22 protein-coding genes are annotated in these 23,410 nt (G+C 61.4%); 8 read left to right on the top strand and 14 right to left on the bottom strand.

The genetic code is table 11. The features are described from left to right. Positions 1-44: 44 nt before the first annotated feature. The 3 genes from VXL81_RS19125 to VXL81_RS19115 all read right to left on the bottom strand — a co-directional run bounded on the left by VXL81_RS19125 (position 45) and on the right by VXL81_RS19115 (position 2,030). The gene (locus VXL81_RS19125; protein ID WP_416555664.1) at positions 45-422 is read right to left on the bottom strand and encodes a hypothetical protein; all 378 of its coding nucleotides are present in this window, start codon (positions 420-422) and stop codon (positions 45-47) included. A 21-nt stretch (positions 423-443) separates the two neighbouring features. Further along, complete coding sequence (locus VXL81_RS19120; protein ID WP_340546417.1) at positions 444-1,205, bottom strand: DUF6478 family protein; 762 nt, start codon at positions 1,203-1,205, stop codon at positions 444-446. 189 nt (positions 1,206-1,394) lie between these two features. Continuing rightward, positions 1,395-2,030, bottom strand: a complete 636-nt coding sequence (locus VXL81_RS19115; RefSeq protein ID WP_340546418.1) for a hypothetical protein — start codon at positions 2,028-2,030, stop codon at positions 1,395-1,397. Between the two features lie 356 nt (positions 2,031-2,386). Between VXL81_RS19115 and VXL81_RS19110 the strand changes: the two genes are divergently transcribed. From VXL81_RS19110 to VXL81_RS19095, 4 genes are all read left to right on the top strand, one after another. Beyond that, a complete protein-coding gene (locus VXL81_RS19110) occupies positions 2,387-5,515 on the top strand; it encodes an ABC transporter transmembrane domain-containing protein (RefSeq protein ID WP_416555662.1) in 3,129 nt (1,042 codons plus the stop codon). After that, complete coding sequence (locus tag VXL81_RS19105; protein ID WP_416555660.1) at positions 5,505-6,425, top strand: CPBP family intramembrane glutamic endopeptidase; 921 nt, start codon at positions 5,505-5,507, stop codon at positions 6,423-6,425. The genes VXL81_RS19110 and VXL81_RS19105 overlap by 11 nt, the downstream gene beginning before the upstream one ends. A gap of 62 nt (positions 6,426-6,487) precedes the next feature. Further along, positions 6,488-7,432, top strand: coding sequence for an acetyl-CoA carboxylase, carboxyltransferase subunit beta (accD, locus tag VXL81_RS19100; protein ID WP_416555658.1), 945 nt, complete (start codon positions 6,488-6,490; stop codon positions 7,430-7,432). A gap of 91 nt (positions 7,433-7,523) precedes the next feature. Then, the gene (locus VXL81_RS19095; RefSeq protein WP_416555656.1) at positions 7,524-8,792 is read left to right on the top strand and encodes a bifunctional folylpolyglutamate synthase/dihydrofolate synthase; all 1,269 of its coding nucleotides are present in this window, start codon (positions 7,524-7,526) and stop codon (positions 8,790-8,792) included. Between the two features lie 115 nt (positions 8,793-8,907). On the opposite strand, the gene zapE is transcribed toward VXL81_RS19095, so the two are convergent. Continuing rightward, positions 8,908-9,978, bottom strand: coding sequence for a cell division protein ZapE (gene zapE, locus VXL81_RS19090; protein ID WP_416534556.1), 1,071 nt, complete (start codon positions 9,976-9,978; stop codon positions 8,908-8,910). 224 nt (positions 9,979-10,202) lie between these two features. On the opposite strand from zapE, the gene VXL81_RS19085 reads away from it, so the two are divergent. Next, entirely contained in the window at positions 10,203-11,444 is a 1,242-nt protein-coding gene (locus VXL81_RS19085; RefSeq protein WP_416538279.1) for an MFS transporter, read from the top strand. A 17-nt stretch (positions 11,445-11,461) separates the two neighbouring features. On the opposite strand, the gene VXL81_RS19080 is transcribed toward VXL81_RS19085, so the two are convergent. The 7 genes from VXL81_RS19080 to VXL81_RS19050 form a co-directional block, all read right to left on the bottom strand. Continuing rightward, the gene (locus tag VXL81_RS19080; protein WP_416555654.1) at positions 11,462-12,382 is read right to left on the bottom strand and encodes an ornithine cyclodeaminase family protein; all 921 of its coding nucleotides are present in this window, start codon (positions 12,380-12,382) and stop codon (positions 11,462-11,464) included. Beyond that, on the bottom strand, positions 12,379-12,999 hold the full coding sequence (locus tag VXL81_RS19075) for an HAD-IA family hydrolase (protein ID WP_416555652.1): 621 nt from the start codon (positions 12,997-12,999) through the stop codon (positions 12,379-12,381). The genes VXL81_RS19080 and VXL81_RS19075 overlap by 4 nt, the downstream gene beginning before the upstream one ends. 12 nt (positions 13,000-13,011) lie before the next feature. Beyond that, the gene (locus VXL81_RS19070) at positions 13,012-13,977 is read right to left on the bottom strand and encodes a DMT family transporter (RefSeq protein ID WP_416555650.1); all 966 of its coding nucleotides are present in this window, start codon (positions 13,975-13,977) and stop codon (positions 13,012-13,014) included. An 82-nt stretch (positions 13,978-14,059) separates the two neighbouring features. Beyond that, positions 14,060-14,515: a YaiI/YqxD family protein gene (locus VXL81_RS19065; RefSeq protein WP_416538280.1), complete on the bottom strand. Its 456-nt coding sequence runs from the start codon at positions 14,513-14,515 to the stop codon at positions 14,060-14,062. Further along, positions 14,512-16,005 (bottom strand): Si-specific NAD(P)(+) transhydrogenase, encoded by a 1,494-nt coding sequence (gene sthA / locus VXL81_RS19060; protein WP_416534551.1) that lies wholly within the window; start codon positions 16,003-16,005, stop codon positions 14,512-14,514. Before sthA ends, VXL81_RS19065 begins: the two co-directional genes overlap by 4 nt. Positions 16,006-16,008: 3 nt before the next feature. Further along, positions 16,009-16,842 (bottom strand): S-formylglutathione hydrolase, encoded by an 834-nt coding sequence (fghA, locus tag VXL81_RS19055; RefSeq protein WP_340546430.1) that lies wholly within the window; start codon positions 16,840-16,842, stop codon positions 16,009-16,011. Between the two features lie 175 nt (positions 16,843-17,017). Continuing rightward, positions 17,018-17,956: an AEC family transporter gene (locus tag VXL81_RS19050; protein WP_416555648.1), complete on the bottom strand. Its 939-nt coding sequence runs from the start codon at positions 17,954-17,956 to the stop codon at positions 17,018-17,020. Positions 17,957-18,377: 421 nt separating this feature from the next. Here VXL81_RS19050 and VXL81_RS19045 point away from each other — a divergent pair, with 421 nt between their 5' ends. Beyond that, a complete protein-coding gene (locus VXL81_RS19045) occupies positions 18,378-19,022 on the top strand; it encodes a TetR/AcrR family transcriptional regulator (protein ID WP_416555646.1) in 645 nt (214 codons plus the stop codon). A gap of 31 nt (positions 19,023-19,053) precedes the next feature. Here the strand turns inward: VXL81_RS19045 and VXL81_RS19040 are convergent, their stop codons facing one another. Beyond that, positions 19,054-19,602 carry a cytochrome c gene (locus VXL81_RS19040; RefSeq protein ID WP_416555644.1) on the bottom strand — a complete coding sequence of 183 codons (549 nt, stop codon included), beginning with the start codon at positions 19,600-19,602 and terminating at the stop codon, positions 19,054-19,056. A gap of 163 nt (positions 19,603-19,765) precedes the next feature. Between VXL81_RS19040 and VXL81_RS19035 the strand changes: the two genes are divergently transcribed. Together VXL81_RS19035 and VXL81_RS19030 are read left to right on the top strand one after the other, a co-directional pair. Further along, complete coding sequence (locus VXL81_RS19035) at positions 19,766-20,467, top strand: ArsR/SmtB family transcription factor (RefSeq protein ID WP_340546434.1); 702 nt, start codon at positions 19,766-19,768, stop codon at positions 20,465-20,467. A 69-nt stretch (positions 20,468-20,536) separates the two neighbouring features. Then, positions 20,537-20,881, top strand: coding sequence for a DUF2794 domain-containing protein (locus VXL81_RS19030; protein WP_340546435.1), 345 nt, complete (start codon positions 20,537-20,539; stop codon positions 20,879-20,881). 48 nt (positions 20,882-20,929) lie between these two features. Here VXL81_RS19030 and VXL81_RS19025 read toward each other — a convergent pair whose 3' ends face one another. Together VXL81_RS19025 and VXL81_RS19020 are read right to left on the bottom strand one after the other, a co-directional pair. Then, positions 20,930-21,778 (bottom strand): C40 family peptidase, encoded by an 849-nt coding sequence (locus VXL81_RS19025; RefSeq protein ID WP_416555642.1) that lies wholly within the window; start codon positions 21,776-21,778, stop codon positions 20,930-20,932. A gap of 8 nt (positions 21,779-21,786) precedes the next feature. Further along, positions 21,787-23,205 carry a leucyl aminopeptidase family protein gene (locus tag VXL81_RS19020; protein ID WP_416555640.1) on the bottom strand — a complete coding sequence of 473 codons (1,419 nt, stop codon included), beginning with the start codon at positions 23,203-23,205 and terminating at the stop codon, positions 21,787-21,789. Positions 23,206-23,410 lie beyond the last annotated feature (205 nt).

Raw genomic sequence — 23,410 nt, 5'->3', positions numbered from 1 at the left:
CCCGTGTTAGAGACGATAAGTTAGCCCAGCCCGGCGTGACGCGGTTATTGCGTTTCGACGCAGTGGCGGCGAAAGGCGCGTTTCAGCATGTCCAGTTCGGCGCGCAAAAGCTCGACCTCGACTCGCAGGTCATCGCCCGTGAGTTCACCGCAGATCAGGGTGAAATCGCCGAGTTTGGCATCGCTCTTGAGGTCGTAGATCACAAAACTCTGCACCCCGTCGGCGATCGCTTCGGTTGGGATCGGGATTGTCAGCGACCATTCGCCTGCGGTGTCGCTTTCGGTCAGGGCAACATCGCGAACCGGGCGATCCAGGTGCCGGACCTCAATCAGCGGGGCGGAGGCGCTGTGACCGGACCCCGTGATCCGGCCTTCCCAGAGCCCCTCGCGAAAACGAATTTTGGTCAATGTCAGTTGGCTCATGTCCGGCCTTTCGAATGTGGGTTACAGGCTGGCGCGGCGACTGCGCGACAGAGTGACATCGCGCAGGGTCACCTGGTTCATTTCCGGGGCTTCAAAGATCAGCTCCAGCCAAAGCCGCTCGACCCGTTTTTCGTTCAACTCAGCATAGGCTAGGTCGTATTCCACATGGGTGCGTTTGTCGCCCATCGGCAGTTCCCGCACCATCTGTTCAGTATTCGGGCCGTGTTTGATATTGAGCCGGGCAAAGATCTCGATCGGTTTTTCCGTCTCAAGCGTGCAGTCCACCCGCAGCAGATGGTCACGGTTCAGCCCTGCGGTGACGTCTTGCGGCAACTCGATGACCAGAGACAGGAACGAGCCGTCAAACCCGAACACATCCAGACGCACACCATAAGGGGCGAGGTCTTCCTCGCGGTTGTTGCGCAGCTGGCGCAGGGTGAGTTCGGAAACGGTGCAGTCGTGAAACAGCTCCACCTCGCCGCCGAGCCGTGTTTTGCTGGCGACGGCCGAGGCACCGGGAACCGGCAGCGGGCCACGCCACAGTTCGGGCCGCCAGCCCCAGTCGGTGCCGTGAGGGCGGGGAAAAGCGTTCGAGCCCACCTGCGGCAGCGCCAGCCGACCTTCGGCGATGTGAATGAGCCGGTCCAGATGCAGGCGCAGGGTTCGGGCGCGATTGCGTTGTTCCCTCAGACGGCTGAGGGGCATTTTCGACGCCTGCTGTGCCAGCCGACGCCAACGCCTGAGAACGCGCGCGAACAGCAGTTTTTCTATTGTCCTGCCCATTGGCTCAATATCCTGTCCTGCGAGTCATGCTTTTCGGCGATGCGGCAAAGCAGCAGCGTTTCATTGTTTTCTTCGACCCTAGCCAAAGCGGTGACCGCTGACAAACTCGGAAGCGGAAATCCGTTTGGATGGTTGGTGCTTGGCAGCTCCCGTCGCCGTGTCATCGCGCCCGCCGGTCTGGCGTGGATATCACCGGGTGATACCATCGGTAGCGGGATCAAGATCGGCAGTCACCGATGCTTCGAGCGTTTTTGCGGTCAGTTCGTTCAGCAATTGTGCGCCGCGTCGACCAAGGTTGCGGCTGCCGCTGGGCGCGTAGAGCGCAACGGCCACCAGTTGGTCGTTCAGCACGAAGGCGCCGCGCCAGTGCACGGGGCTGGCGCCACGAGCGCGGTGGTCCGGCATGTTCAGCTTGACCAGCGGCAGCATCATGTCGTTGCGCTCAGCGACCAGCCGGGCGCCGGGTGCTGTCTTTAACAGATCAGCGCTGGTCAATGCCGCATCCGCTGGGCCAGCGGGTCCGACAGCGACGGTGATCAAGGCGCGGTTGCGACTGGCGGGGCCGGGACGCAGACTGGAACAGGGAACGACGATGGCAAACCCACCTTCGGCGCGATGGCCCGTCATGCGGGGATCGATGCAGAAGCCGGCTGGTGGCACCAGATGAATGGTGTCACTGGCAAAGCTCATCCGGGTGATATCCCCGGGCTGCGGCTCAGTCGTGGCCCCCACCAGCGAGAGACCTGAATCGGCGGTGCAGGCGGCCAGAGCGGCGGCGGCAAGCAGGGTCAGAGCACGCCGATACAGTCGGTGGCAGCCGGTCACCTGCAACGTCGTGTGTGCGCCATCGCAAAGCCACTGTGCAATCGCGGTAGAAAAGCAACAACCGGATAGCCGGGGTTGAGCGGACCGATACCCGTTTTCCGTTTGTGCCTCTGACTGCGTTCCATCAGAAATAGATACTATTTTTCCGTCGCTTATGATGGTCACGGTGGTCTCTGCCTGTCGTTGTCTTGCTCGATTCCGGAATAGTCCGGGGGCGCCTCTGTCGCAAGCAGCCCACGCAAAAGTCGGCCGGGTGTTGCCTTGTAATGTCAGGGGGCAGTGATTAGGGTCTGACCGCTGCAGAGCCAGCAGGCGATTTCGCGCTGACACCTTCCGACACGTAAGAGGAGCAGGGGATGCAATCCACCCTGTTTTCATTCATCTGGACCTATTCACGGCGCCAGCAGATAGGTCTGTTGGCGCTGACCATGGTCACATTCCCCTTTCTCTACGCTGCGTTGGAACTGCCCAAGCGGATCATCAATGACGCCATCGGGGCACCGATGGATCAGGTTGAGGTACTGGGCCAGGAGATTGGCCAGGTCGATTACCTGCTGCTGCTCTGTTTTGGGTTCCTTGCTGCGGTTCTGATCAGCGGGCTGCTGAAGATGCGTCTCAATACCATGAAGGGGGTTGTGGCGGAGCGACTGCTGCGACGTCTGCGCTATACGCTGATCAACCGGATGATGCGCTTTCCCACGCCCTATTTCCGCACCACGAGCCAAGGTGAACTTGTGTCGATGATCACCTCGGAGTCGGAGCCGATGGGCGGGCTGATGGGGGATGCCGTCGCCCAGCCGGTGTTTCAGGCCGGGCAGATGCTGACGATCGTCGTGTTCCTGTTCATGCAGAGTCTGTGGTTCGGTCTCGCGTCCATCGCATTGATCCCGCTACAGGCCTGGCTCATCCCGATGCTGCAACGGCAGATCAACCTGCTGAACAAGGATCGTATCCAGGAGGTGCGGGCTTTCTCGGCCGAGATCGGTGAAACGGCGGCCGGGATCAGCGATCTGCGGATCAATGGCGGACGACGCTACCGGCTGGCGCAGATTTCGACGCGTTTGGGGCGACTGTTCGATATTCGGCGACGCATCTACAGCAAGAAATACTTCATGAAGTTCCTCAACAACATGATCGGCCATCTGACGCCTTTTGTGTTCTATTCCGCCGGAGGGGTGCTGGCGATCCGCGGCGATATCACAGTGGGCGCTCTGGTGGCGGCGCTGGCAGCTTACAAGGACCTTTCCGCGCCGTGGCGGGAGTTGCTGACCTATTATAATCAGGTGCAGGATATGAGCCTGCGCTGGTCGATCATGACCGATCGTTTCTCGCCCAAGGGGATGATCCCGGAGACGCTGATCGACGGTGTGCCCGCCGATATTCCCCATCTGCGCGGGGAGATTGAGCTGCGCAATGTTTCGGTGAAGGACGCCGATGGCAATATGGTGCTTGAAGATCTGTCGCTGACCATTCCCGCCGGGGGACGTGTCGCGATCCAGAGCGGCAGCGAGGCCGAACGCGCAGCTTTTGCCGCATTGCTGACGCGTGAGGTGATGCCGTTTCGAGGTACGGTGACCATTGCAGGCCATCGGCTGGATCAGCTGCACCAAGGCGTGATCGCGACGCGCGTCGGCTATGCCTATTCGCGGCCCTACCTATTTGACGGATCGCTCGGGGACAATGTGCTGATGCCGCTGCGTGATCAACCTCACATGCCAGCCCACACCGAGGCGCGCGGCAAAAACCGGGCGCTGACCGAAGCCTGCCGTGCGGGTAACAGCCCCGACCCGCTGACGGCGGATTGGATCAATCCGGCGCTGGCCGGGCTCGGATCGGAAAGCGAGCTGCGCGATTGGTGGTTCCAGCTGGTTGAGGCGATGGGCATTGATGAGCAGCTGTTTCGACGCACCCTGCACACGCGTTTTCAGATCGGACCGCATCTGGGGCTGGTCCAGCAGATCATCGGGCTGCGAGCTCTGGTTGCTGAACGGCTGGAGCGTGCCGGGCTGTCTGACGTCGTGCACCGTTTCGACCCGGGCAGTTTCAACCCGGCGGTGCCGCTGGGCGGCAATATCCTGTTTGCCGCGCCCACGCGCGCCATCGCCCCGGAAGAGCTGATTGCCGAAGATGGGCCGATTATCAGTGCGCTGCGTGACAATGGCTTGCAGCAGGATGTGATCGCTTTTGGCCTCGGGGTTATGGAAACACTGCGGCAGACCTTTGGTCTGGCTGATACCGACCATCCGCTGTTCAAGCGGCTGGGGCTGGACGAGGCGCTCTATCAACGTATCGCTGAGGTTGCCGACCGGCAGAAGACTCTGGGTGTGCTGGGATTGCGGGAGGATGAGCGGGGTCTGCTTGCATCGGTTCCGTTTCTGATTTCCGAAGAGCAGATCGGCACCGCGTTCCCGGAACGCTTCAAGCAGCAGATCCTGACGATGCGGCGTGATATGGCGCAGACCCTGCAGGCGCAATTGGGCGATCTCTTTATTTCGATCTCGCCCGACGCCTATCTTCCGCGTCTCACCGTGTTGGAGAATCTTCTATACGGGCGGCTGTCGCTGGGCGCGGGAGCAAAGGCGAAACAGGTTGAGGATCTGGTCGCCGACGTGCTGGAGGAACACGGTCTGCGCAAGCGGCTGGCGCTTATTCTCTATGATCTGCCGGCAGGTCTGGGCGGCGCGGCGCTGGAGCCGGTGTTTCAGGAGCGCGCGGCCTTTACCCGTGCAGCGATCAAACGGCCTGATGTCCTGATCCTGGATCGCGCGCTGGCGAGTCATGACAGCGCCAGTCGGCTGAAATCACGCGAGCGCCTTGCTGAGCTGATGCCAAATACCACGATGCTGTTTCTGGAAGATCAATTCAATCACCCCGAACGCTATGATATTTTTGTGAAAATTCAGAACGGGCGCATCGACGGGGTGGAAGGCGGATTGACCGACCCGATGGAGAATGCTGCGCGAAACGACCTTGGCAAACGGCTGGAGCTTATTCAAAGCACAGATCTGTTCTCGAAACTGGATGCGCGGAACCAGCGTCTGTTGGCCTTCTCGGCGCGCTGGCATGATGTGGCCAAGGGCGATTACGTGTTCCGATTTGGAGAGAGCGGCGATGCGGTGTTTCTCTGCCTGACCGGTACAGCGGAACTGTACTGGCCCGATCGAACGCCGGAGACCACGCCGATTTCCCGGGTTGAGCCGGGGCGGTTGATCGGTGATCTGGCTGTTATCCTGCGCGACACACGGCAATTGGACCTGATTGCGGTGGAAGATTGCCGTTTTCTCAGGATTGGCGCCGAAGAGTACCGTGCCGTGATCGAGGCGGATGCGGGCGTGGCCGTGCAGCTGCTCGAAACGGTCTCACGGCATCTGGTGCAGGTTGCGGGTGTTGTCCGCGCGGCGGATCAGAACGTTGCAGGCAGCCAATCACCAGCGGCGGCTGCGACCAATACACTTGCGGAGGAGCATAGCGGCAATGTCCATTGATCCCACAATGGCGGCCTATGCTGCCCATGCGCAACTGGTCGATCCGGCCCGGCGCAGCCCGCAGATCTGGCGGCTGCTGCTTGGTATGCTGCTCGTGGCAGTACTCAGCTACGCGATGACCAATGTCGCTGTCCAGCTGCTGATTGCTGTCGCGCCGGGTGATTGGGTGAGTGATTTGCCGACCGGGGGCTCGCCTGTGGCCATGCTGGTGCTGCTGGGCAGCTTCTTATCCGTGACCGTGGCTGTTGCCTGCGTGCTGCGCCTGTTGCACCGACGCGGCCTGACCAGCCTGATCGGCCCGATACCGCAGACCTTGCGACAGTTCTGCCGGACCGGCGTTCGACTGATGGTCCTGATGATGGGGCTTGCCGTTCTGTGGTTGGTCCTGCCGGGCGGGCTGGACGGCGGTGTAATGTCGGATCTGGTGCCGAACCTGCCACCAGCGCAATGGCTGCTGTTGCTACCATTCGCGCTGATGGCGATATTCGTGCAGGTCAGCGCCGAGGAAATCCTGTTCCGGGGGTATCTCCAGCAGGCGCTTGCGGCGCGGTTTTCTCATCCGCTGGTCTGGCTTCTGGTGCCGTCGATCCTCTTTGCTGCTGGTCACTATGTGCCGGCCGATGCCGGGGTGAATGCGCCCTTCATTGCGCTCTGGGCGGGGGCGTTTGGACTGCTGATGGCGGATCTGACCGCCCGGGCGGGCACGCTGGGCCCCGCAATCGCAGTACATTTTGCCAATAATATCATTGCTATCCTCTTGTTCGGATCGCCCACCAGCCTGTCGGGATTGGCGCTATATCTGGTCCCGTTTGAGCTGTCGGATCCCGTTGTCATGCGGCAAATGCTCTGGCTGGATCTCGCGGTTGTGGGCTTCTGCTGGTTGGTTGCGCGGCTTGCCATCCGGCGCTGATTGCATTTAGACGCGCGGGGCCTTATTTGAAGGTCCAAACCGCCCCTACAAAGGCATGGCTTATGAACTGGATCACCAACTACGTCCGGCCGCGGATCAATTCGATCTTCTCGCGCCGCGAAGTTCCCGAGAACCTCTGGCGCAAATGCGACGAATGCGGCACCATGCTGTTTCACCGCGAGCTGAGCGACAATCTGAATGTCTGCAACAATTGCGGACACCACATGCACATCACGCCACGCGACCGGTTTCTGGCGCTGTTTGATGGCGGCGTCTTCACCGAAGTCAAAGTGCCTGAACCTCTGGCCGACCCGCTCAAGTTCCGTGATCAGAAACGTTATCCCGACCGGATGAAAGCGGCGCAGAAGAAGACCGCGGAGAAAGAGGCGATGCTGGTGGCTGCCGGTGAAATCGGCCGGACGCCGATCATCGCTGCGGCACAGGATTTCTCCTTCATGGGCGGCTCCATGGGCATGTTCGTAGGCAATGCGATCATCGCGGCCGCTCAGGAAGCCGTGAAGCTGAAACGCCCGCTGGTGCTATTCTCCGCCGCCGGAGGCGCACGCATGCAGGAGGGCATCCTGGCGCTGATGCAGATGCCGCGGACCACCGTTGCGGTGCAGATGCTGAAAGAGGCGGGGCTGCCCTATATCGTCGTGCTGACCCATCCGACGACCGGTGGTGTGACAGCCTCTTACGCGATGCTGGGGGATGTCCATATCTCCGAACCCAATGCGCTGATCTGTTTTGCTGGCCCCCGGGTGATCGAACAGACCATTCGCGAGAAACTGCCTGAGGGCTTTCAGCGCGCCGAATACCTTCTGGATCACGGCATGTTGGACCGGGTGACCCCGCGCACAGAGATGCGTGACGAGCTGATCACCATCACCCGCATGCTGCTGGGCCTGCCGCCGCAGATTGTCGGCGACCTGCCCGCCCCGGATGCCAGCGAGCAGGCCGGGAACGACACCAAGGGTGCCGCAGATGCACCGGCCTCAGGCGGCTGATCCTGATAATCTCTGATGTTGCGGCCCGCTCGTTCTTCGGGTGGGCCGTTTGCACATCTTTCCGCCTGTACCAACGCCAGTGAGCTGTAGAATGACCCAGACCTCCGACGCGATCCTTGCCCGCATGATGGCGCTGCATCCCAAGATCATCGACCTGACGCTGGACCGGGTCTGGCGGCTGCTGGAAGCGCTGGACAATCCGCAGGACAAGCTGCCGCCGGTGATCCATCTGGCCGGCACCAATGGCAAGGGCTCGACCCAGGCGATGATCCGGGCCGGGCTGGAGGGGATGGGAAAGAGCGTTCATGCCTATACCTCGCCGCATCTGGCGCGCTTTCATGAGCGGATCCGACTGGCGGGGGAACTGATCTCCGAGGCGCATCTGACCGAGGTCCTGGATGAGTGCTACGCCAGGAACGGCGGCGAGAACATTACCTATTTCGAGATAACAACGGTGGCGGGGATTCTCGCCTTTTCCCGCAGGCCTGCTGATTACACGTTGCTGGAGGTGGGCCTGGGTGGGCGTCTGGATGCGACCAATGTGATCACGCCCAAGGTGTCGGTGATCACCCCGGTTTCGATTGACCATGAGCAGTTCCTGGGCAACACGCTGGCGAAGATCGCAGGCGAGAAAGCCGGCATCATCAAGCGCGGGATACCGGTTGTGGTTGGCCCGCAGCCCGAGGAGGCCATGGAGGTGATCGAGGCCACCGCCGCCCGTCTTGGCGCGCCGCTGATCGCCTATGGCCAGCACTGGCATGTCTGGGAAGAGCGCGGGCGGCTGGTGTTTCAGGACGAGAACGGCCTGCTGGATTTGCCGCTTCCGGTCCTGCTTGGCGCGCATCAGGTCCAGAACGCCGGCGCCGCACTGGCGGCGCTACGCCATCTGGGCGCCGATGAGGCGGCTTGCGAGGCGGCGATGGCGAACGCCGAATGGCCCGCCCGGATGCAACGGCTCAAAACCGGCCCGCTGATCGAGGCCGCGCCGGAGGCCGAACTCTGGCTGGACGGCGGTCATAACGCCGCGGCGGGCGTGGCGCTTGCAGATGTGCTGGCCAAGCTGCCGGAGCGCCCCACGCATCTGATCTGCGGTATGCTGAACACTAAGGACGTGCGCGGCTACATGGCACCACTGGCAGCGCATGTGGCGAGTCTCACCGCGATTTCGATCCCCGATGAGGTGAACACGCTGAGCGCCGAAGAAACCGAGGCCGCGGCCAAATCCGTGGGTATCGAGGCCGACACGGCAGACAGCACTATGGCAGCGCTGGAGGCGATTGTCGCCGAGGACCCGCAGGCACGAGTGCTGATCTGCGGCTCGCTCTATCTGGCCGGTCACATTCTGCGCGAAAACGGCTGACGACTGACGACTGACGGCGCCGGTGATCGGTGCCAGTGCTGCCCGTCATCTTTCCAAAAATACTCCGGGGGTGAGAAAGCCGTGCTTTCGAGGGGGCAGCGCCCCCTTGTTGCTCTCAGCCCTCGCGTCCCCAGTCCCGGTCCTGCATCTCACGCAGCCGGGAGGCTGTGCGCTCGAATTCAAATGTGCCTTCCCCCTCGACATAGAGCATTTCCGGCTCAGCAGCGGCTGAGCAGATGAGGCGCACCCCTGCCTCGTAAAGCGCATCAATCAGTGTCACAAAACGCTTGGCTTCATTGAAGTTGTTGCGGCTGAGACGGGGAATATCCTCAAGCACCAGAACCTTGACCACCTCGGCGATGGCCAGGTAGTCGCCGGGACCCAGCATTTTGCCGCAGAGATCATAAAATCCGGCCCGAGCGACACCGTTGCGGAAGGCGGGCAGCGTTACGTCTCGCCCTTTGACCTCCAGCGTCAGGGGAAGGGCCGGGCCGCCGGAGAGATCCTCCCAGATTTCGCGAATCTTGGCGTTTGCCTCGGCATTCACTGGTGAGAAATAGACCTGTGCCCCAGTCAGACGATCCTGACGATAATCGACCGGGCTGACCATTTCATGGACCTGCATCTGCTGCTTGATCAGGTCGATGAAGGGCAGGAACAGCTGCCGGTTCAACCCGTTCTTATAGAGATCATCCGGCACCCTGTTTGACGTTGTGATCACCGTTACACCAGCGGCGAACAGCGCCTCGAACAGGCGGCCGACAATCATTGCATCGGTGATATCGCTGATCTGCATCTCGTCGAAGGCCAGCAGCCGGACCGACCCCGCCACCTCTGCCGCAACGGGTGCCAGCGCGTCTTCGACCCCCTGCTGGCGCGCTTCGTGCATTTTGCCGTGGATTTCCTGCATGAAGGCGTGAAAGTGTACGCGCCGCGATGGAACGTCATCAAGGCTGTCGACAAACAGATCCATGAGCATCGACTTGCCCCGTCCGACCCCACCCCAGAGATAAAGGCCCTTCACCGCCTGATAGCTGGCCTTGCGAAAGAGGCCGCGTTTCACCGGCGGGGCTTTCAGGCCCGCGGCGATGCGGTCGAAATGGGGAAGCACGGCCTCCTGCGCAGGGTCGGGCTTCAACATGCCTGCGTCGATTTTCTGCTGATAAAGCGCGGTCAGATGGGTCATGTCGGAAGGGATAGCCTGAGGGCCTTCGGATGGAAAGATATCTCAGCCTATCGCGGTTTTGCAGCTGCAAGGACAGATGCGGGCGGTCGCGAAGTCTCTATGGAAAAGGGCAGGCTGTAATACATCAAATATTCTTACCTATAGGCGCAAAAATCCTGATTTGACCGACCCTGTTTTTTCCGTACCGTCGGCTGACCGGAGCCCCTCCGGCAAGGAGAGTGATCATGACCCGCCCCGCACCGCTGTTTACCCCCGTCCTGGTTGTCGGCTGCATCATCATTATGGCAAGCTTTGCGGTGCGTGCGTCTTTTGGCGTCTTTCAGATCCCGATTGCCGAGGAGTTTGGCTGGTTGCGGTCCGAATTTTCGCTGGCGATTGCCATCCAGAATCTGGCCTGGGGCATCGGGCAGCCGATTTTCGGCGCCATCGCAGAGAAGATCGGCGACCGCAAGGCGATCATCATCGGCGCGCTGGTCTATGCAGCCGGTCTGGTGCTCAGCGCCTTCGCAACCACGCCGTTTGAGATGCAGGCTTACGAATGGCTGGTGGGTTTCGGCATAGCCGGAACCGGGTTTGGTGTCGTGCTGGCCGTGGTTGGCCGGGCCAGTTCGGATGAGAACCGGTCAATGTCTCTCGCAATTGTCACTGCCGCTGGCTCTGCCGGGCAGATTTTCGGCGCGCCGACTGCCGAATGGATGCTGACGTTTTTGAGCTGGCAGAGCGTTTTTCTGGTGTTTGCGGGCGTTGTTCTGGCGCTGATCGCGACCCTGCCCCTGATGCGCGCACCGGAAGCGGCCTCCAAGGCGGAGCTGGAAGAGAGCATGGGGGCAATCCTGGTAAAGGCGTTCAAGGATCCGTCCTATACGCTGATTTTCCTCGGCTTTTTCAGCTGCGGCTATCAGCTGGCCTTTGTCACGGCGCATTTCCCTGCGTTTGTGACAGAGATGTGCGGCCCGATCCTGCCGGGAGGTGCGCTTTATTCGATGGGGATCACCTCAACCTCGACATTGGGGGCGGTTGCGATATCGCTGATCGGCGCGGCCAATGTCGGGGGAACCCTGCTCGCCGGTTGGCTAGGCAACCGGTATTCCAAGAAATACCTGCTGGCGGCGATCTATACCGGCCGCACGATTGCGGCGGCGGCCTTTATTCTGGTGCCGATCACGCCGGTTTCGGTCATCATTTTTTCCATCGTGATGGGGTCGCTGTGGCTGGCGACGGTGCCGCTGACCTCCGGTCTTGTCGCGCATCTCTACGGGCTGCGTTACATGGGCACGCTTTATGGGATCGTGTTCTTCAGTCACCAACTGGGTAGTTTTCTGGGCGTGTGGCTGGGGGGGCGGATGTATGACATCTACGGAGATTACACGCTGGTCTGGTGGATCGGTGTCGGGATCGGCGCGTTCAGCGCCATTGTGCACCTGCCCATTCGCGAACACCCGCGGGCCCGGATGGCCGCTGCCTGAGGGCTGCGACCTGGGGGTCAGCTCCCTCCTTGCCAGCGGTCCAGAATGTGGCGGCTGGTGATCAGATCCATATGTGCGCCGCCCCCGTTTTTGAACAGGGTGATCTTGGTCGGGTCGAATTCGGGAAAGCGCTCCAGATCGTAGAAGTCCGCCAGGATTTCGTTGCGGCGGATCACGCCGTCGGCCAGCGGAATCTTGAACTCCCCAATGTGATCGATGGTGGTGTCAAAGCTGTCACAATAGATCTCGGCGCGTTGCAGAGCTGTATCATCCGCCTCGCGCATATCTGGGCGGTAGGCACCGATCAGATTGAGATGCTGGCCGGGGTGCAACCAGTCCCCATGGATGATAGGCGTCGACGACATGGTGCAGGTCACGATGATATCCGCCGCCCGCACAGCAGTTTCCAGATCGGGTGCTGTTTTCGTATGGGGGTAGCGGTGTGCCAGCGCCTCTGCCTTTGCCAACGTACGATTCCAGATGCGGATCTGAGCTTTGGGGTAGGCGGTGCCAAAGGCCTCTATCAGCGAGGCCCCGACGGTGCCGGCCCCAACGATCAGGATCTCCCGGCTGTCTGGATTGGCCAAGCGGAGCGCCCCCAGCAGGCTGTCACCCGCCGTTTTCCATTTGGTCACCAGATGGAAGTCGATCAGCGCCTCCAGCATCCCGTGTTGATCGTCGTAGAGGCACACCGCACCATTGACCATCGGCTGGCCGCAATCCGGGTTGCCGGGAAAGATCGTCGCGCTTTTCACCGCAAGACCAAGCCCATCAATCCACGCAGCGCGGTTCAGCAGCGTGTCCTTGCCCCGGTAGAGGAAACTATCGGTGACCTCAGCCTTTGGCAGCCGGTGTCCTGCGGCGAGGGCATCACAGAACGATCGCCAGTCCAGATTGGCTTCGCCCTGGTCGAATGGGATTTGCAGGATCGCGCTCATTGGGCCTCCTCCGACGACAGCAGTCCCTCTGTTACCAGGCGATCAGCCCAGGTCTGGGGATGGGTAAAGAGATGCGTCTGCCAGCCGCGTTCGGCGGCAGCCTCGATGTTTTCGGGGCGGTCGTCGGTGAACAGGAGACGCTCAGACGGTACGCCGGTATCCTGTTCAAGCTGGGCGTAAATCTCTGCCTCAGGTTTGATCGTCCGTAGATGGCCGGAGACAAATGCTTTGTCGAACTCGTCGAAGAAAGGGTAGGTGGTTCTGGCCAGTTCAAAGGTGCCAATCCCAAAATTCGTGAGCGCAAAGACCGGCACAGCGCGTCGGCGCAGAGCGCGCATCAGGCGAACGGAGTGAGGAATCGCAGGGCTGGCCATCTGGAGCCAGCTGTCGTGCCAATGGCGAATCTCCTCGGCCCATTCGGGATGCTGATCGGCCAGCGCATAGACGGCGCCCTTGAAATCGTCGCCCCGGTCTATGCCCAGGTTCATTTCATGCAGGTCGACCTCGCGAAACAGCGCTTCGCGTCGCTCCTTGCCGATCTTGGCATCGTAGAAGCGTTCAGGCTCCCATTCGATCAGCACGCGGCCGATGTCAAAAACGACGGCTTGGATGGTCATCTTCAGGCTCTCCTATCCGGTCGAACGCGGTCGTGGGCGAGGGGCCGGGCGACTGCGGCGGGTTTCGCGCCAGACTGAAACAAGACCGGCGCCAATGATCAAGGTCGATCCGATCCAGACCGGGCCGTCTGGCCATTCGTCAAAGACCAATACGCCCCAAACCACGGCCATCGGCATGGCGATATATTCAAACGGAGCAACCAGACCAGCCTCGCACTGGCGATAGGCCTGGCTGACCAGATAACCGCCGACGGAGCCGGCTAGCCCCACGGTCAGAAACAGGAGCCAATCCTGAGAGGCAGGCCAGATCCAGGCGCGCAGGATGAACTGCAGACCAGCGCTGTCGGAGGTGGCGAAGCGCCCGTCACCGGCCAGCAGCCCGACAAGGGAGCTGACCAGCAGAAACCCAAGCGTCGGGTAGAAGGACAGTGTCGCCGCCTTGTCCGAACCGCCAGCCCGGCGGGTCAGGACATGCAGCGTGGCATAGCCGCAGGCACCGAGAAACGGCAGGATTGCAGAAGGCTGAAAGGTGCCGGGACCCGGGCGCATGATCATCAGAATACCGACAAAACCGATGGCAACCGCCATCCAGCGCCAAGGGCCAACCCGCTCTTTCAGAAACAGGACTGACAGGCTGGTGACAACCAGCGGCGTGGCAAAGGCAATCGCCACCGCTTCGGCGATGGGCATGATCGCGAGACCGGTAAAGAAACAGAGATTGGCAAATAGCACCGCGAGGCTGCGCAGCAGATGCAGACGGGGTTGCCGCGTGCGCAGAATGCCATAGCCGCCTTCCAGAGGGATGATCAGCGCCAGCAAGACGAACATGGCCACGACGGAGCGGAACATCACCACCTGATATAGCGGGTAATCGCCGGACAGGAATTTGAAGATGACGTCTATGATGGAGAAACAGATCGCGGCCCCGACTGCCGCAAGGACGCCAAGAATGGGGAGGCCTGCCTGTTGCTGCGTCACATCTGCTCTCCGCCTCGGTGATTGGTGCAATCAGTGACGCAACGATGGGCAAAGGGCAAGAGCAGGGGGCGACCGGACCGGTTCAGGTGGCGCTGGCGGCGCGGATCTCACGCTCGAGCGCGTCGAGAAAGCGGGATCGGTCGGCTTTGGTAAAGCCTTTGCCGCTGCCCCCGGCACCAAGCGGATTGGCGGCGCGCAGATCTGCCATCAGATCGCGCATCGCCAGTTGTTGGCCGATATTGGCCTCTGTGAAGCGGTCCCCATTGTGCCGCAACACCCGGGCGCCGGCCTCGATACATTTTGCGGCCAGCGGAATATCTCCGGTGACCACGACATCGCCGTTTCCGCAACGCTCGGCGATCCACATGTCGGCTACATCGGCGCCTTCAGATACGATCACGGTCTCTACCAGCGGGTTCTGCGAGGGGCGCAGCCCACCGTTTGAGACAACATACATCGTGACCTTGTGGCGGGTTGCCACGCGCTCTGCCTCGGCTTTGACGGGGCAGGCATCGGCGTCGATATAGAGCGCCATCACTCAGCGGCCTTGGTGGGTTTTACCTTGGCGGCCGGTTTCGCCTTGGCGGCGGTCTTGGAGGTCTCGGGGCCGGTCTTCTTCACCTTGAACTCCTCCGGGATCGGCATCCGGTTGAACGCGTCAAGGCCGGCAATCTTATAGGCCTCGGCCAGGGTCGGATAGTTGAAGGTGTTCTGGACGAAGTAATCCACCGTGCCTTTGAGGTTGAGCACCGCCTGGGCGATATGGATCAGTTCGGTTGCGCCTTCGCCGACAATCTGAACCCCGAGCACTCGGCGCGTCTTGAGAGAGAACAGCATCTTCAGCATGCCGTGTTCCAGCCCCATGATATGACCGCGAGAGGTTTCGCGGAAGCGCGCGATGCCGATTTCGTAGTGGATGCCACGTTCCTGGAGTTCTTCCTCCGACATGCCGCAGGTTGACATCTCAGGCACCGAATAGATGCCATAGGGGAACCACGGGCTTTCGGGCAGGGTCGGTGTTTCCAGCGCGTGACAGGCTGCAACCCGCCCCTGCTGCAATGAGGTCGACGCCAGGGAGGGGTGGCCGATCACATCGCCGGTGGCATAGATATGCGGCACGGCGGTCTGATAGGATTTGCGATCAACACTGAGACGGCCGCGGTGATCCGTTTCCAGACCAACAGCCTCAAGGTTCAGCGCCTCGGTATTGCCCATGCGACCAGCGGCGAACAGCAGCATGTCGCCGCGTACATGACGTCCGTTCTCCAGGCTCACCTCGATATGGCTGCCTTCGTCCTCGATCTTGGTGATGGCAGAGCCGAGACGCAAATCGACGCCGTTCTCGCGGATCTGGTGAGTGAAATCCTGAATCAATGTGCTGTCGATGAAGTCGAGGAAGGTGTCGCGCGGCTCGATCAGGGTCACACGGACATCAAGGGCAGAGAACATGGTGGCATATTCGACGCCGATCACCCCGGCTCCGACCACGACAAGCGAACGCGGGATTTCCTCCATTTCGAGGAACTCATCGCCGTCGACGACGGTTTTGCCGTTGAATGGCACATACTCCGGGCGATAGGTGCGCGTGCCGGTGGCAATCAGGAATTTCTCGCCGGTGACACGGGTGGTATCGCCTGCCTCGGTAGCGACTTCGACCTCGTTCGGGCCGACAAAACGCGCAAGGCCGGCCAGGACCTCGACGTGGTTTCGGTTGAACTGATGTTCCAGCACGTCGACCTCATGGTCGAGGGTCATGTGCAGGCGGGCCTTGAGATCCTCGGCCTGGATCTGATCCTTCACCCGATAGGCGCGGCCATAGAAACTGCGCTCGCGCCAGCCAGAGAGGTTCAGCACGGTCTCTCGCAGGGTTTTGGAGGGGACAGTGCCGGTATGCACCGAGACACCGCCCAGACGATCCTTGCGGTCGATGACCAATACGCGGCGGTGCAGTTTGCCTGCCTGAATCGCTGCGGTGCGCCCGGAGGGACCGGATCCGATAATGATGAGGTCGTAGTTGAAATCTGCCATGTATCAGCCCCGGTAGAGCGCTTCGGCATGGAAGGACACATGGTCCTCCATGAAGGTAGAGACGAAGAAATAGCTGTGGTCATATCCCGGCTGCATCCGCAGGACGGCCTGCTGGCGGCGGGCCGCCGCAGCCTCGGCCAGAGCCTCCGGTTTCAACAGGTCGAGGAATTGATCGGATGTGCCGGTGTCGATCAGGATTGGCCCGTCAAAGCCGCTCTCCTGCATCATCAGGGTGGCGTCGTGGCGCGCCCATGCGGCTTCGTCAGTACCCAGATAGGCCGTCAGCTGCTTGCGGCCCCAGTCACTGGCCGAGGGGTTGCAGATCGGCGCGAAGGCCGACACCGACCGGAACCGGCCCGGCAGGTTCATCGCCATCGTCAGCGCGCCATGTCCGCCCATGGAGTGGCCGGTGATCGACTGGCGGTCCATATCCAGTGCAAACTGCTCAGCCAGCAGGGCAGGCAGCTCCTCGGTGACGTAATCCCACATCCGGAAATGCGGCGCCCAGGGATCCTGGGTGGCGTTCACGTAGAAACCAGCCCCCTGTCCCAGGTCATAGGCTTCGTCATCCGCAACCCCGTCGCCGCGCGGGGAGGTGTCCGGAAACACGATGGCGATCCCCTGTTCCGCGCACCAGGCCTGCGCGCCTGCCTTGGTCATGGCGTTTTCGTGGGTGCAGGTCAGCCCGGACAGATACCACAGCAGCGGAACCGGCCCATCGGCGACTTCCTCCGGCAGGAACAGCCCAAAGGTCATGTCGCAATTGGTGCTGCTGCTGGCATGGCGATAGACGCCTTGCACGCCTCCGAAGGCGGCATTTTCCGAGACGGTTTCCATGGGGCGACTCCTTTGTTCTATGTTGCTCTATCGCTACCTGTGGTCAGCCATAGGGTCCAGTGACTGCGCGTCTGTGGTCCCTGTTTTTGCGACATATCATTGCAAAAACCTGAAAACTGCGGACGCCGATGGCCGCGATTGATGCCAATATCGCCAGGTCAGCGGCCGGATCGGCTCAGGGCTGCGTCAATACCGAGACCCCAGCGATCACCAAGGGCAGTGTCAGGATCGAGAGTGTCGTCGATAGCAGGATGGCGGCTGAGGCCCGGTGCGGGGCGACCCCATAGTGTTGCGCCAGCATGTAGACGTTTCCGGCCACCGGCAGCGCTGAGGCGGCGATGGCGACACCGGCGGCATAGGGATCCACAGGCACCAGCACCAGCACGCAGAGCGCCACTGCGGCCGGGTGCAATACCAGCTTGGCGAAGCTGAGCCAGCTGGCAATCTGCACCCGTTCGGCAGATTTCGAGGCCAGAGACGCGCCGATCGCAAAGAGCGCGCCGGGCGTTGCGGCATCGCCCAGCAAGGCAAGAAACGCATTCGCAGGGGTCGGTATCGGCAGCGCGAGCGCCGACCAGATCAGACCTGCGCAGATCGACAGGATCATCGGGTTTCGCAGCAACCCACGACCAACCAGCCCCAGCGTGGCGCCGCTAAGGCCGCTGCCGCGCCCCAGGTTGATCAGGACGACGATCAGAGAGGAAAACACCACCAGATCGACGCTGAGAACCAGCATCATCGGCCCTACCGAGGCCGGGCCGAACAAGATGATCATCATTGGCAGGCCGAGAAATCCAACGTTGCCGATGGCCGCGCATTGCGCCTCTACTGCGGCGGTTTGCATGTCGAGGCGACGCAGCGCAGCCACCAGCGTGGTGACCCCATAAACTACCGATGTGCCCAACAGATACCCGAGCACCAGCCGGGGATCGAAGATCTCCGAAAAAGACAGATTGGCGGCAAATCGGAAGATCATTGCCGAAAGTGGGAAATAGAAGACGAACTTTGTGAGGCTGGCGGTGGCCTCTTCCGAGAAAAAGCGGCTGCGACCGGCCCAATATCCAAGACCGATGATCGCAAAAAACGGGAGTGTTCTCAGAAATATGTCGAGCATCGTGGGAATTGGTAACCTAATTTGACCAACTCGGGAAGAGCGTTTCTCACCCCGCGCAGGGCTCCCGCCTGTCATCGGACCTCGGGTGAGGTCCTCTTCCCGTTGGGCCGGGCAGCGCTGACGCGCTGGCACCTATCCGTTGGCCCCCATGGCGCAACCGCAGAGCCGCCGCCATAAGCGGTTCCGGTGTGTTTCCATCCGCGCGTTTGCCTATGCCGACAAACGCGTTAAGCTGATGTCATGAGTTGGACAGATCGTCGGCGCAAGCGTTTTTTGTTCGCCGCGCAGGGCTCTGGCTCATAGACTATCACGACGCCGCAACCGTTTGTGAGGTCACGCTTGACCTTGCCGCAGAATGCCTAGATTGGGCCTGCAACCCGCGATATCCGATCACTGTATCGCCCCCTGACCGAGAGTATTGATGAACCAGCCAACCGCTATTCCCCGCAAGGGTCGCAAATATGATCAGGTGCTCCTCGGTGCGCGGGATGTGTTTATGGCCCATGGGTTTGAGGGCGCCAGCGTGGATGATATTGCCCGAGAAGCCGGGGTCTCGAAGGCAACGCTCTACAGCTACTTTCCGGACAAGCGGCTGTTGTTCATGGAAGTTGCTCGGCACGGTTGCGCGCGTCAGGCTGACACAGCGGTCAGCATTGGCGCGGGTTGCTGTGACCCTGAGACCGCGCTGCGTGAGGCGGGGCACCACGTTCTGTCGGTGATCCTGTCGGAGTTTGGCGTGAAGATGTTTCGCATCTGCGTTGCCGAGGCGGACAGGTTTCCGGATCTGGGACGCCGCTTCTACGAAAGCGGGCCGGCAACCATCCGGGCGCAGCTGCGCGAGTATCTGACAGAAGCGACCGCACGGGGCGAGCTGCGGATCGAGGATCTGGATCTAGCGGCTGATCAGTTTGCGGAACTTTGTCGCGCGGATATGTTCCTTAGGCTGCTTTTCAACATCGACGCCGATATCGGCGATGACGAGCGTGAGCGTGTGGTTGAGGCCGCGATCAAGACGTTTCTTGCCCGCTACGGGATCGCTGGTACGGCAGGCAACAGTGCTCGCTGATCTGCCATCGGGTCGAACCGGCTAGGGCAGCTCAGTGAGTGGTGAATTCGCGCGGTGTCTCACGGTAGATCTGGTGACAGTTGTGACAGGCGGATAGCAGGCGGGGCAGGCTGCGTTTCAACCCGGCCGCCGAGCGGGTATTCAGTGCGCGTGCCGCGCGTTCGGCAGACTCCGCATGGCGTTTGAAATCAGCCCAGTTTGCCCAGATCCCGCCGCGTGCATGGGATGACAGATCGGTGACATCCTGGCGGAATTCGCGCGGGATGCGGCGCGTCGACCGGATCAGATCGCGTCGGGCTGCACGCGCGGCGCCGCGATCGAATGCGATGTAGTCGCGGGTCATCGCTGCAAGATCCTGAACGGCCGTTTTTTGACCACCCATCAGAGCGATACGTTGGGCAACGTGTTTGTTGGTCGGTTGAGGATCGGCATCGACCTTGCCGGCCAGCAGCAGAAGTGAGGCGATCAGCAGCGCGCTGCCCATGAGAAGGCAGAGGCCCCCCAGACCACGCCAGTGCTCGTCGGCTCGGGTCTGAACCCGGTCAGGTCGATGGCGTTGTTGTTTGGGGTCATGCTGCATGGTCTCTTGGCTCCAGATCCTGATCAGGCGCGATGCGAAAAAACTATGCGGTTGAGGTTAGATCCCGGTTAATGATGGGATAGACAGGCTGGCTAGAACCCTTCGGCGATGGTCGAAGCGTTTGTACTAGGCGCAATCGCGGGCGGCGGGTTATCGTCTGACCATGAGCACTCCTCGATTTGATATTCTGGGCCAGGCGCTTTCCGATGCCAGCCGCACCCGTATGTTATGCGAGCTGCTGGACGGTCGGTCCTACACCAATAAGGAGCTGGCGGCGGCGGCAGGTGTCACCGCGCCGACAGCAACAGCGCATCTGCAGCTGCTGCAATCCGCAGGCCTGGTCGTTGCTGAAAAGCGAGGGCGCTGCGTTTTTCACAGGTTGGCCAGCGCCGAGGTGGCACAGACCCTTGAGCAACTGGCTGCGATTGCGCCGTCGGATCATCTGCATCGTGCGCAGCAGCGAAAGGCGGGTGTCCTGGCACCATTGCGCAGTTGCTACGACCACTTTGCCGGTCCATTGGCGGTGGCGATGACCCGACGGTTTCTCGATCTTGGAATTCTGGTTGAGCGCAACGGCGGGTTCGAAGTGATTCCGGCAGCAGAATGGGACCGGCTGGGAGTGACCCTGCCGACACGGCCTTCACGGCAAGCCTTTGCGAAGCCCTGCATGGACTGGACGGAGCGGCGCCTTCATATCTCGGGCGAATTGGGGCGTCAGCTGTTGTCTCACGCGCTGACTTCGGGCTGGGTCAAGCGTCAGCCGGTCAAACGGGGGCTGCTGCTGACCGCCCCTGGACGTGCGGCTTTTGAGCAGACCATCGGTCTGGACACACGCTCTGTTCTGCCCGAGCTTTCGCCTTCCTGAGGACGCCAGCTGCGCCGCAAGGTGGCAATAATGCTTGATTTGCTGTCTGTTTGGCGCAACGCTGTCATTATGAGCTTTGACCAAGTGCAGCCCTTCTCATCGTTTTCCGGCCCGCAGCAGGTTGCCTTTCACCGGACCGAACTCTCGGTGATCCTGTCGTTGTATGGCCGTATGGTTGCAGCCGGGGAATGGCGGGACTACGGCATTTCGACCCTTCGGGATCTGGCCGTTTTCTCGGTGTTCCGGCGCACCGCTGAGCACCCTCTTTACCGTATCGAGAAGCGTCCCAAGCTGCGTAATAGGCAGGGGCAATATGCGGTTGTCGGTATGGATGGGCAGATTCTGAAGCGCGGCCATGATCTCAAATCCGTGTTGCGTGTGCTCGAACGCAAGCTCATCCGATCCGTGACCTGACCGCCGGTTGCGGCGCTGCCTGATGATCCGGGCCGCGAAGAAGCGGCTTCAGAGGTCTGGGCGCCGGTGACGAGTGATCGGTCCATCGCCCTGCACCATGATCCGCTCCACCGCATCCGCCACCGGCTCCAGTGCAACCGCCATATGATGGGCGTTTGCATGGATCATGGTTTCGTGGTCCTGCATCAGGGCGACATGGCCCTTCCAGAACAGGAGATCGCCGCGTCTGAGATCACTGGGAACCGCTGTGTTGCCGAGCGATATGTCCTGGCCAAGTTCATTTTCCTGCTGGTCGCTGTCACCGGGGCAGGTGACCCCGCAGGCCAGCATCGCCGCCTGGACCAGACCCGAGCAGTCGATCCCCCAGCGGCTGTTTCCGCCCCATAGATAAGGCGTGCCGAGAAAGAGCTGTGCAACCGCGACCGGATCGGTTTCGGGCACTGAAACCGGCCGCAGATGAGACGCGGGGATGAACCCCAGATTGGTTTCCGCAAATCGATCTGTGAAAGCTAGGACGCTCACCCTGCTGCCGTGGCTGAGACTGCAGAGGTCGGCGGATTTCATATCTGCAGCGCTATAGGCATGTGTTGCCGGTGTGCAGACCCGATGGGTTGCGGGGGCGGCATCGGTTGCGAGGGCTGTGGCCGGAACATAGCCGACATAGTCATCAGCCACAGCCTGCACGAACGCCCATCCATCGCGCTCTTCGTAGATCGTGATCTCGGCGCCAAGCAGCAGTTGACGGTCGCGCGGCCCGTCCGGGCGCCGTAACAGGTTTACCACGGGCAAACGAATACAGGCGGGTTGTCCTGTCACTGCCGTGCGGTCGGGCGAGTGCTGCGCCAGATGTGCAGCGATCACGTGGTCATTGGCCAGGGTGCGGCGGGGATCGGTCATCCGGTGCCTCAGAGGTTCAGCATGGTTGGCAACGCATCGAGCAGGGCCCGAGCGCCCTGCAATGCGCCGCCCTTTGGCCGGGCCGGGGCGGCGGTCGGCGTCCAGCCATAGATGTCGAAATGGATATACCGGCTGCCGCCGGCAAAGCGGCGCAGGAACAGAGCCGCGGTGATGGATCCGGCAAAGCCGCCGCTTGGCGCGTTGTCCAGATCAGCGATCAGCGGTTCAATCATGGTCTCATAGGGCGCGTGAAAAGGCATCCTCCAGACCGGATCGGCTGAGGCAGCGGCGGCCGCGCTGAGCGCATCGGCATCGCTATCGCTATCGGTGTAAAACGGCGCCAGATCCGGACCGACCGCCACACGCGCCGCGCCCGTCAGCGTGGCCATGGAGATTAGCAGATCCGGGGCGTCTTCCGCCGCGTAGGACAGGGCATCGGCCAGGACCAGCCGACCTTCGGCATCGGTGTTGTTGATTTCGACCGTCAGACCGTTGCGCGCGGTGAGTACATCACCGGGGCGAAAGGCATTCGCCGAAACGCTGTTCTCAACCGCTGGGATCAGGACGCGGAGCTGCAAAGACAATTGCAGCACCATGATCATCTCTGCGAGCCCCAGGACATTGGCGGCACCTCCCATATCCTTTTTCATCAGGGCCATGCTGCTGCCGGGTTTGAGATTGAGGCCGCCGGTGTCAAAACAGACGCCCTTGCCTACAAGGGTGAGCTTCGGGCCAGTATTGCCCCAGCGCATATCCAGCAGGCGGGGGCGACGATCCGAAGCGCGGCCAACGGTGTGGATCATGGGAAAGTTCTGCGTCAGAAGATCTTCATCGGCGACAACGTCAAGGGCGGCGCCATATCGATCCGCCAGCGCCTGTGTTGCCTCCTGCAAATCCTGCGGCCCCATGTCAGAGGCGGGCGTATTGATCAAGTCGCGAGTCAGATATTCCCCGGCCGCGCAGGCCTCGATCCGGGCTGCATCGACGCCCTCGGGTGCGATCAGATGGGTTTCGGAGACGCGCCCGGATTTATACCGATCAAACCTATATTGGGCGAGCAGCCAACCTAGGCACTCAGCCGGGCGATCCTCCTCGGCGATCCCTTCGACCAGGCGATAGGTTGCTCCGGGCAGCGCAGAGAGGGCGCCGGCCAGAATGAACCTGCCCCTCGCGCGGTCCTTGGCGGTGCCGTATCCCACCAACACCTGTCTGGGCGCACCGTCGCGATCCGGAATGACGAGCGCCTGCCCGATGGCGCCGCGAAACCCATTGGTGCGGGCCCAGTTACTGGTCTCGCTCGGCGCATTGGCAAGCCAGTCTTCGCACTTGTCCTGATCCAGCACATGCAGATCGAGGCTGGCCGTCGCCGGGTCGGCGAAGGCCGGACGCGCAAGGCGGCTGATGGCGGATGGCTTGGCAGAGGGCATGACAGGATACTCCGGAACCGGGGGGCGATTTCATCGTCAGAGTATCTGTCACAGCGCCGTCTGCAAGCCCTGCTGATTGTCGGTCAACATGTGGTTCCAACAGGTTGCATCCGCCACGGCCGCAGGCGCAACGCCAATAAGGGCCCCGCTAAGAGCCCGGACGCATAACCTGCGTCGCTACGAAATTGCCATTTGGTTGGCATCA

Source organism: Phaeobacter sp. JH204B (assembly GCF_048055755.1).
In the GTDB taxonomy this organism is placed as follows: Bacteria; Pseudomonadota; Alphaproteobacteria; order Rhodobacterales; family Rhodobacteraceae; genus Phaeobacter; species Phaeobacter bryozoorum.
Note: the sequence above shows the minus strand (reverse complement) of the source record. Positions and strands in the feature narration are given on the sequence as shown.

What these genes read in the sequence shown, in the direction of transcription:
- VXL81_RS19125 (WP_416555664.1), bottom strand. Translation starts at nt 422, where the DNA reads ATGAGCCAACTGACATTGACCAAAATTCGTTTTCGCGAGGGGCTCTGG.
- VXL81_RS19120 (WP_340546417.1), bottom strand. Translation starts at nt 1,205, where the DNA reads ATGGGCAGGACAATAGAAAAACTGCTGTTCGCGCGCGTTCTCAGGCGT.
- VXL81_RS19110 (WP_416555662.1), top strand. Translation starts at nt 2,387, where the DNA reads ATGCAATCCACCCTGTTTTCATTCATCTGGACCTATTCACGGCGCCAG.
- VXL81_RS19105 (WP_416555660.1), top strand. Translation starts at nt 5,505, where the DNA reads ATGTCCATTGATCCCACAATGGCGGCCTATGCTGCCCATGCGCAACTG.
- accD (WP_416555658.1), top strand. Translation starts at nt 6,488, where the DNA reads ATGAACTGGATCACCAACTACGTCCGGCCGCGGATCAATTCGATCTTC.
- VXL81_RS19095 (WP_416555656.1), top strand. Translation starts at nt 7,524, where the DNA reads ATGACCCAGACCTCCGACGCGATCCTTGCCCGCATGATGGCGCTGCAT.
- zapE (WP_416534556.1), bottom strand. Translation starts at nt 9,978, where the DNA reads ATGACCCATCTGACCGCGCTTTATCAGCAGAAAATCGACGCAGGCATG.
- VXL81_RS19085 (WP_416538279.1), top strand. Translation starts at nt 10,203, where the DNA reads ATGACCCGCCCCGCACCGCTGTTTACCCCCGTCCTGGTTGTCGGCTGC.
- VXL81_RS19080 (WP_416555654.1), bottom strand. Translation starts at nt 12,382, where the DNA reads ATGAGCGCGATCCTGCAAATCCCATTCGACCAGGGCGAAGCCAATCTG.
- VXL81_RS19075 (WP_416555652.1), bottom strand. Translation starts at nt 12,999, where the DNA reads ATGACCATCCAAGCCGTCGTTTTTGACATCGGCCGCGTGCTGATCGAA.
- sthA (WP_416534551.1), bottom strand. Translation starts at nt 16,005, where the DNA reads ATGGCAGATTTCAACTACGACCTCATCATTATCGGATCCGGTCCCTCC.
- fghA (WP_340546430.1), bottom strand. Translation starts at nt 16,842, where the DNA reads ATGGAAACCGTCTCGGAAAATGCCGCCTTCGGAGGCGTGCAAGGCGTC.
- VXL81_RS19050 (WP_416555648.1), bottom strand. Translation starts at nt 17,956, where the DNA reads ATGCTCGACATATTTCTGAGAACACTCCCGTTTTTTGCGATCATCGGT.
- VXL81_RS19045 (WP_416555646.1), top strand. Translation starts at nt 18,378, where the DNA reads ATGAACCAGCCAACCGCTATTCCCCGCAAGGGTCGCAAATATGATCAG.
- VXL81_RS19040 (WP_416555644.1), bottom strand. Translation starts at nt 19,602, where the DNA reads ATGCAGCATGACCCCAAACAACAACGCCATCGACCTGACCGGGTTCAG.
- VXL81_RS19035 (WP_340546434.1), top strand. Translation starts at nt 19,766, where the DNA reads ATGAGCACTCCTCGATTTGATATTCTGGGCCAGGCGCTTTCCGATGCC.
- VXL81_RS19030 (WP_340546435.1), top strand. Translation starts at nt 20,537, where the DNA reads ATGAGCTTTGACCAAGTGCAGCCCTTCTCATCGTTTTCCGGCCCGCAG.
- VXL81_RS19025 (WP_416555642.1), bottom strand. Translation starts at nt 21,778, where the DNA reads ATGACCGATCCCCGCCGCACCCTGGCCAATGACCACGTGATCGCTGCA.
- VXL81_RS19020 (WP_416555640.1), bottom strand. Translation starts at nt 23,205, where the DNA reads ATGCCCTCTGCCAAGCCATCCGCCATCAGCCGCCTTGCGCGTCCGGCC.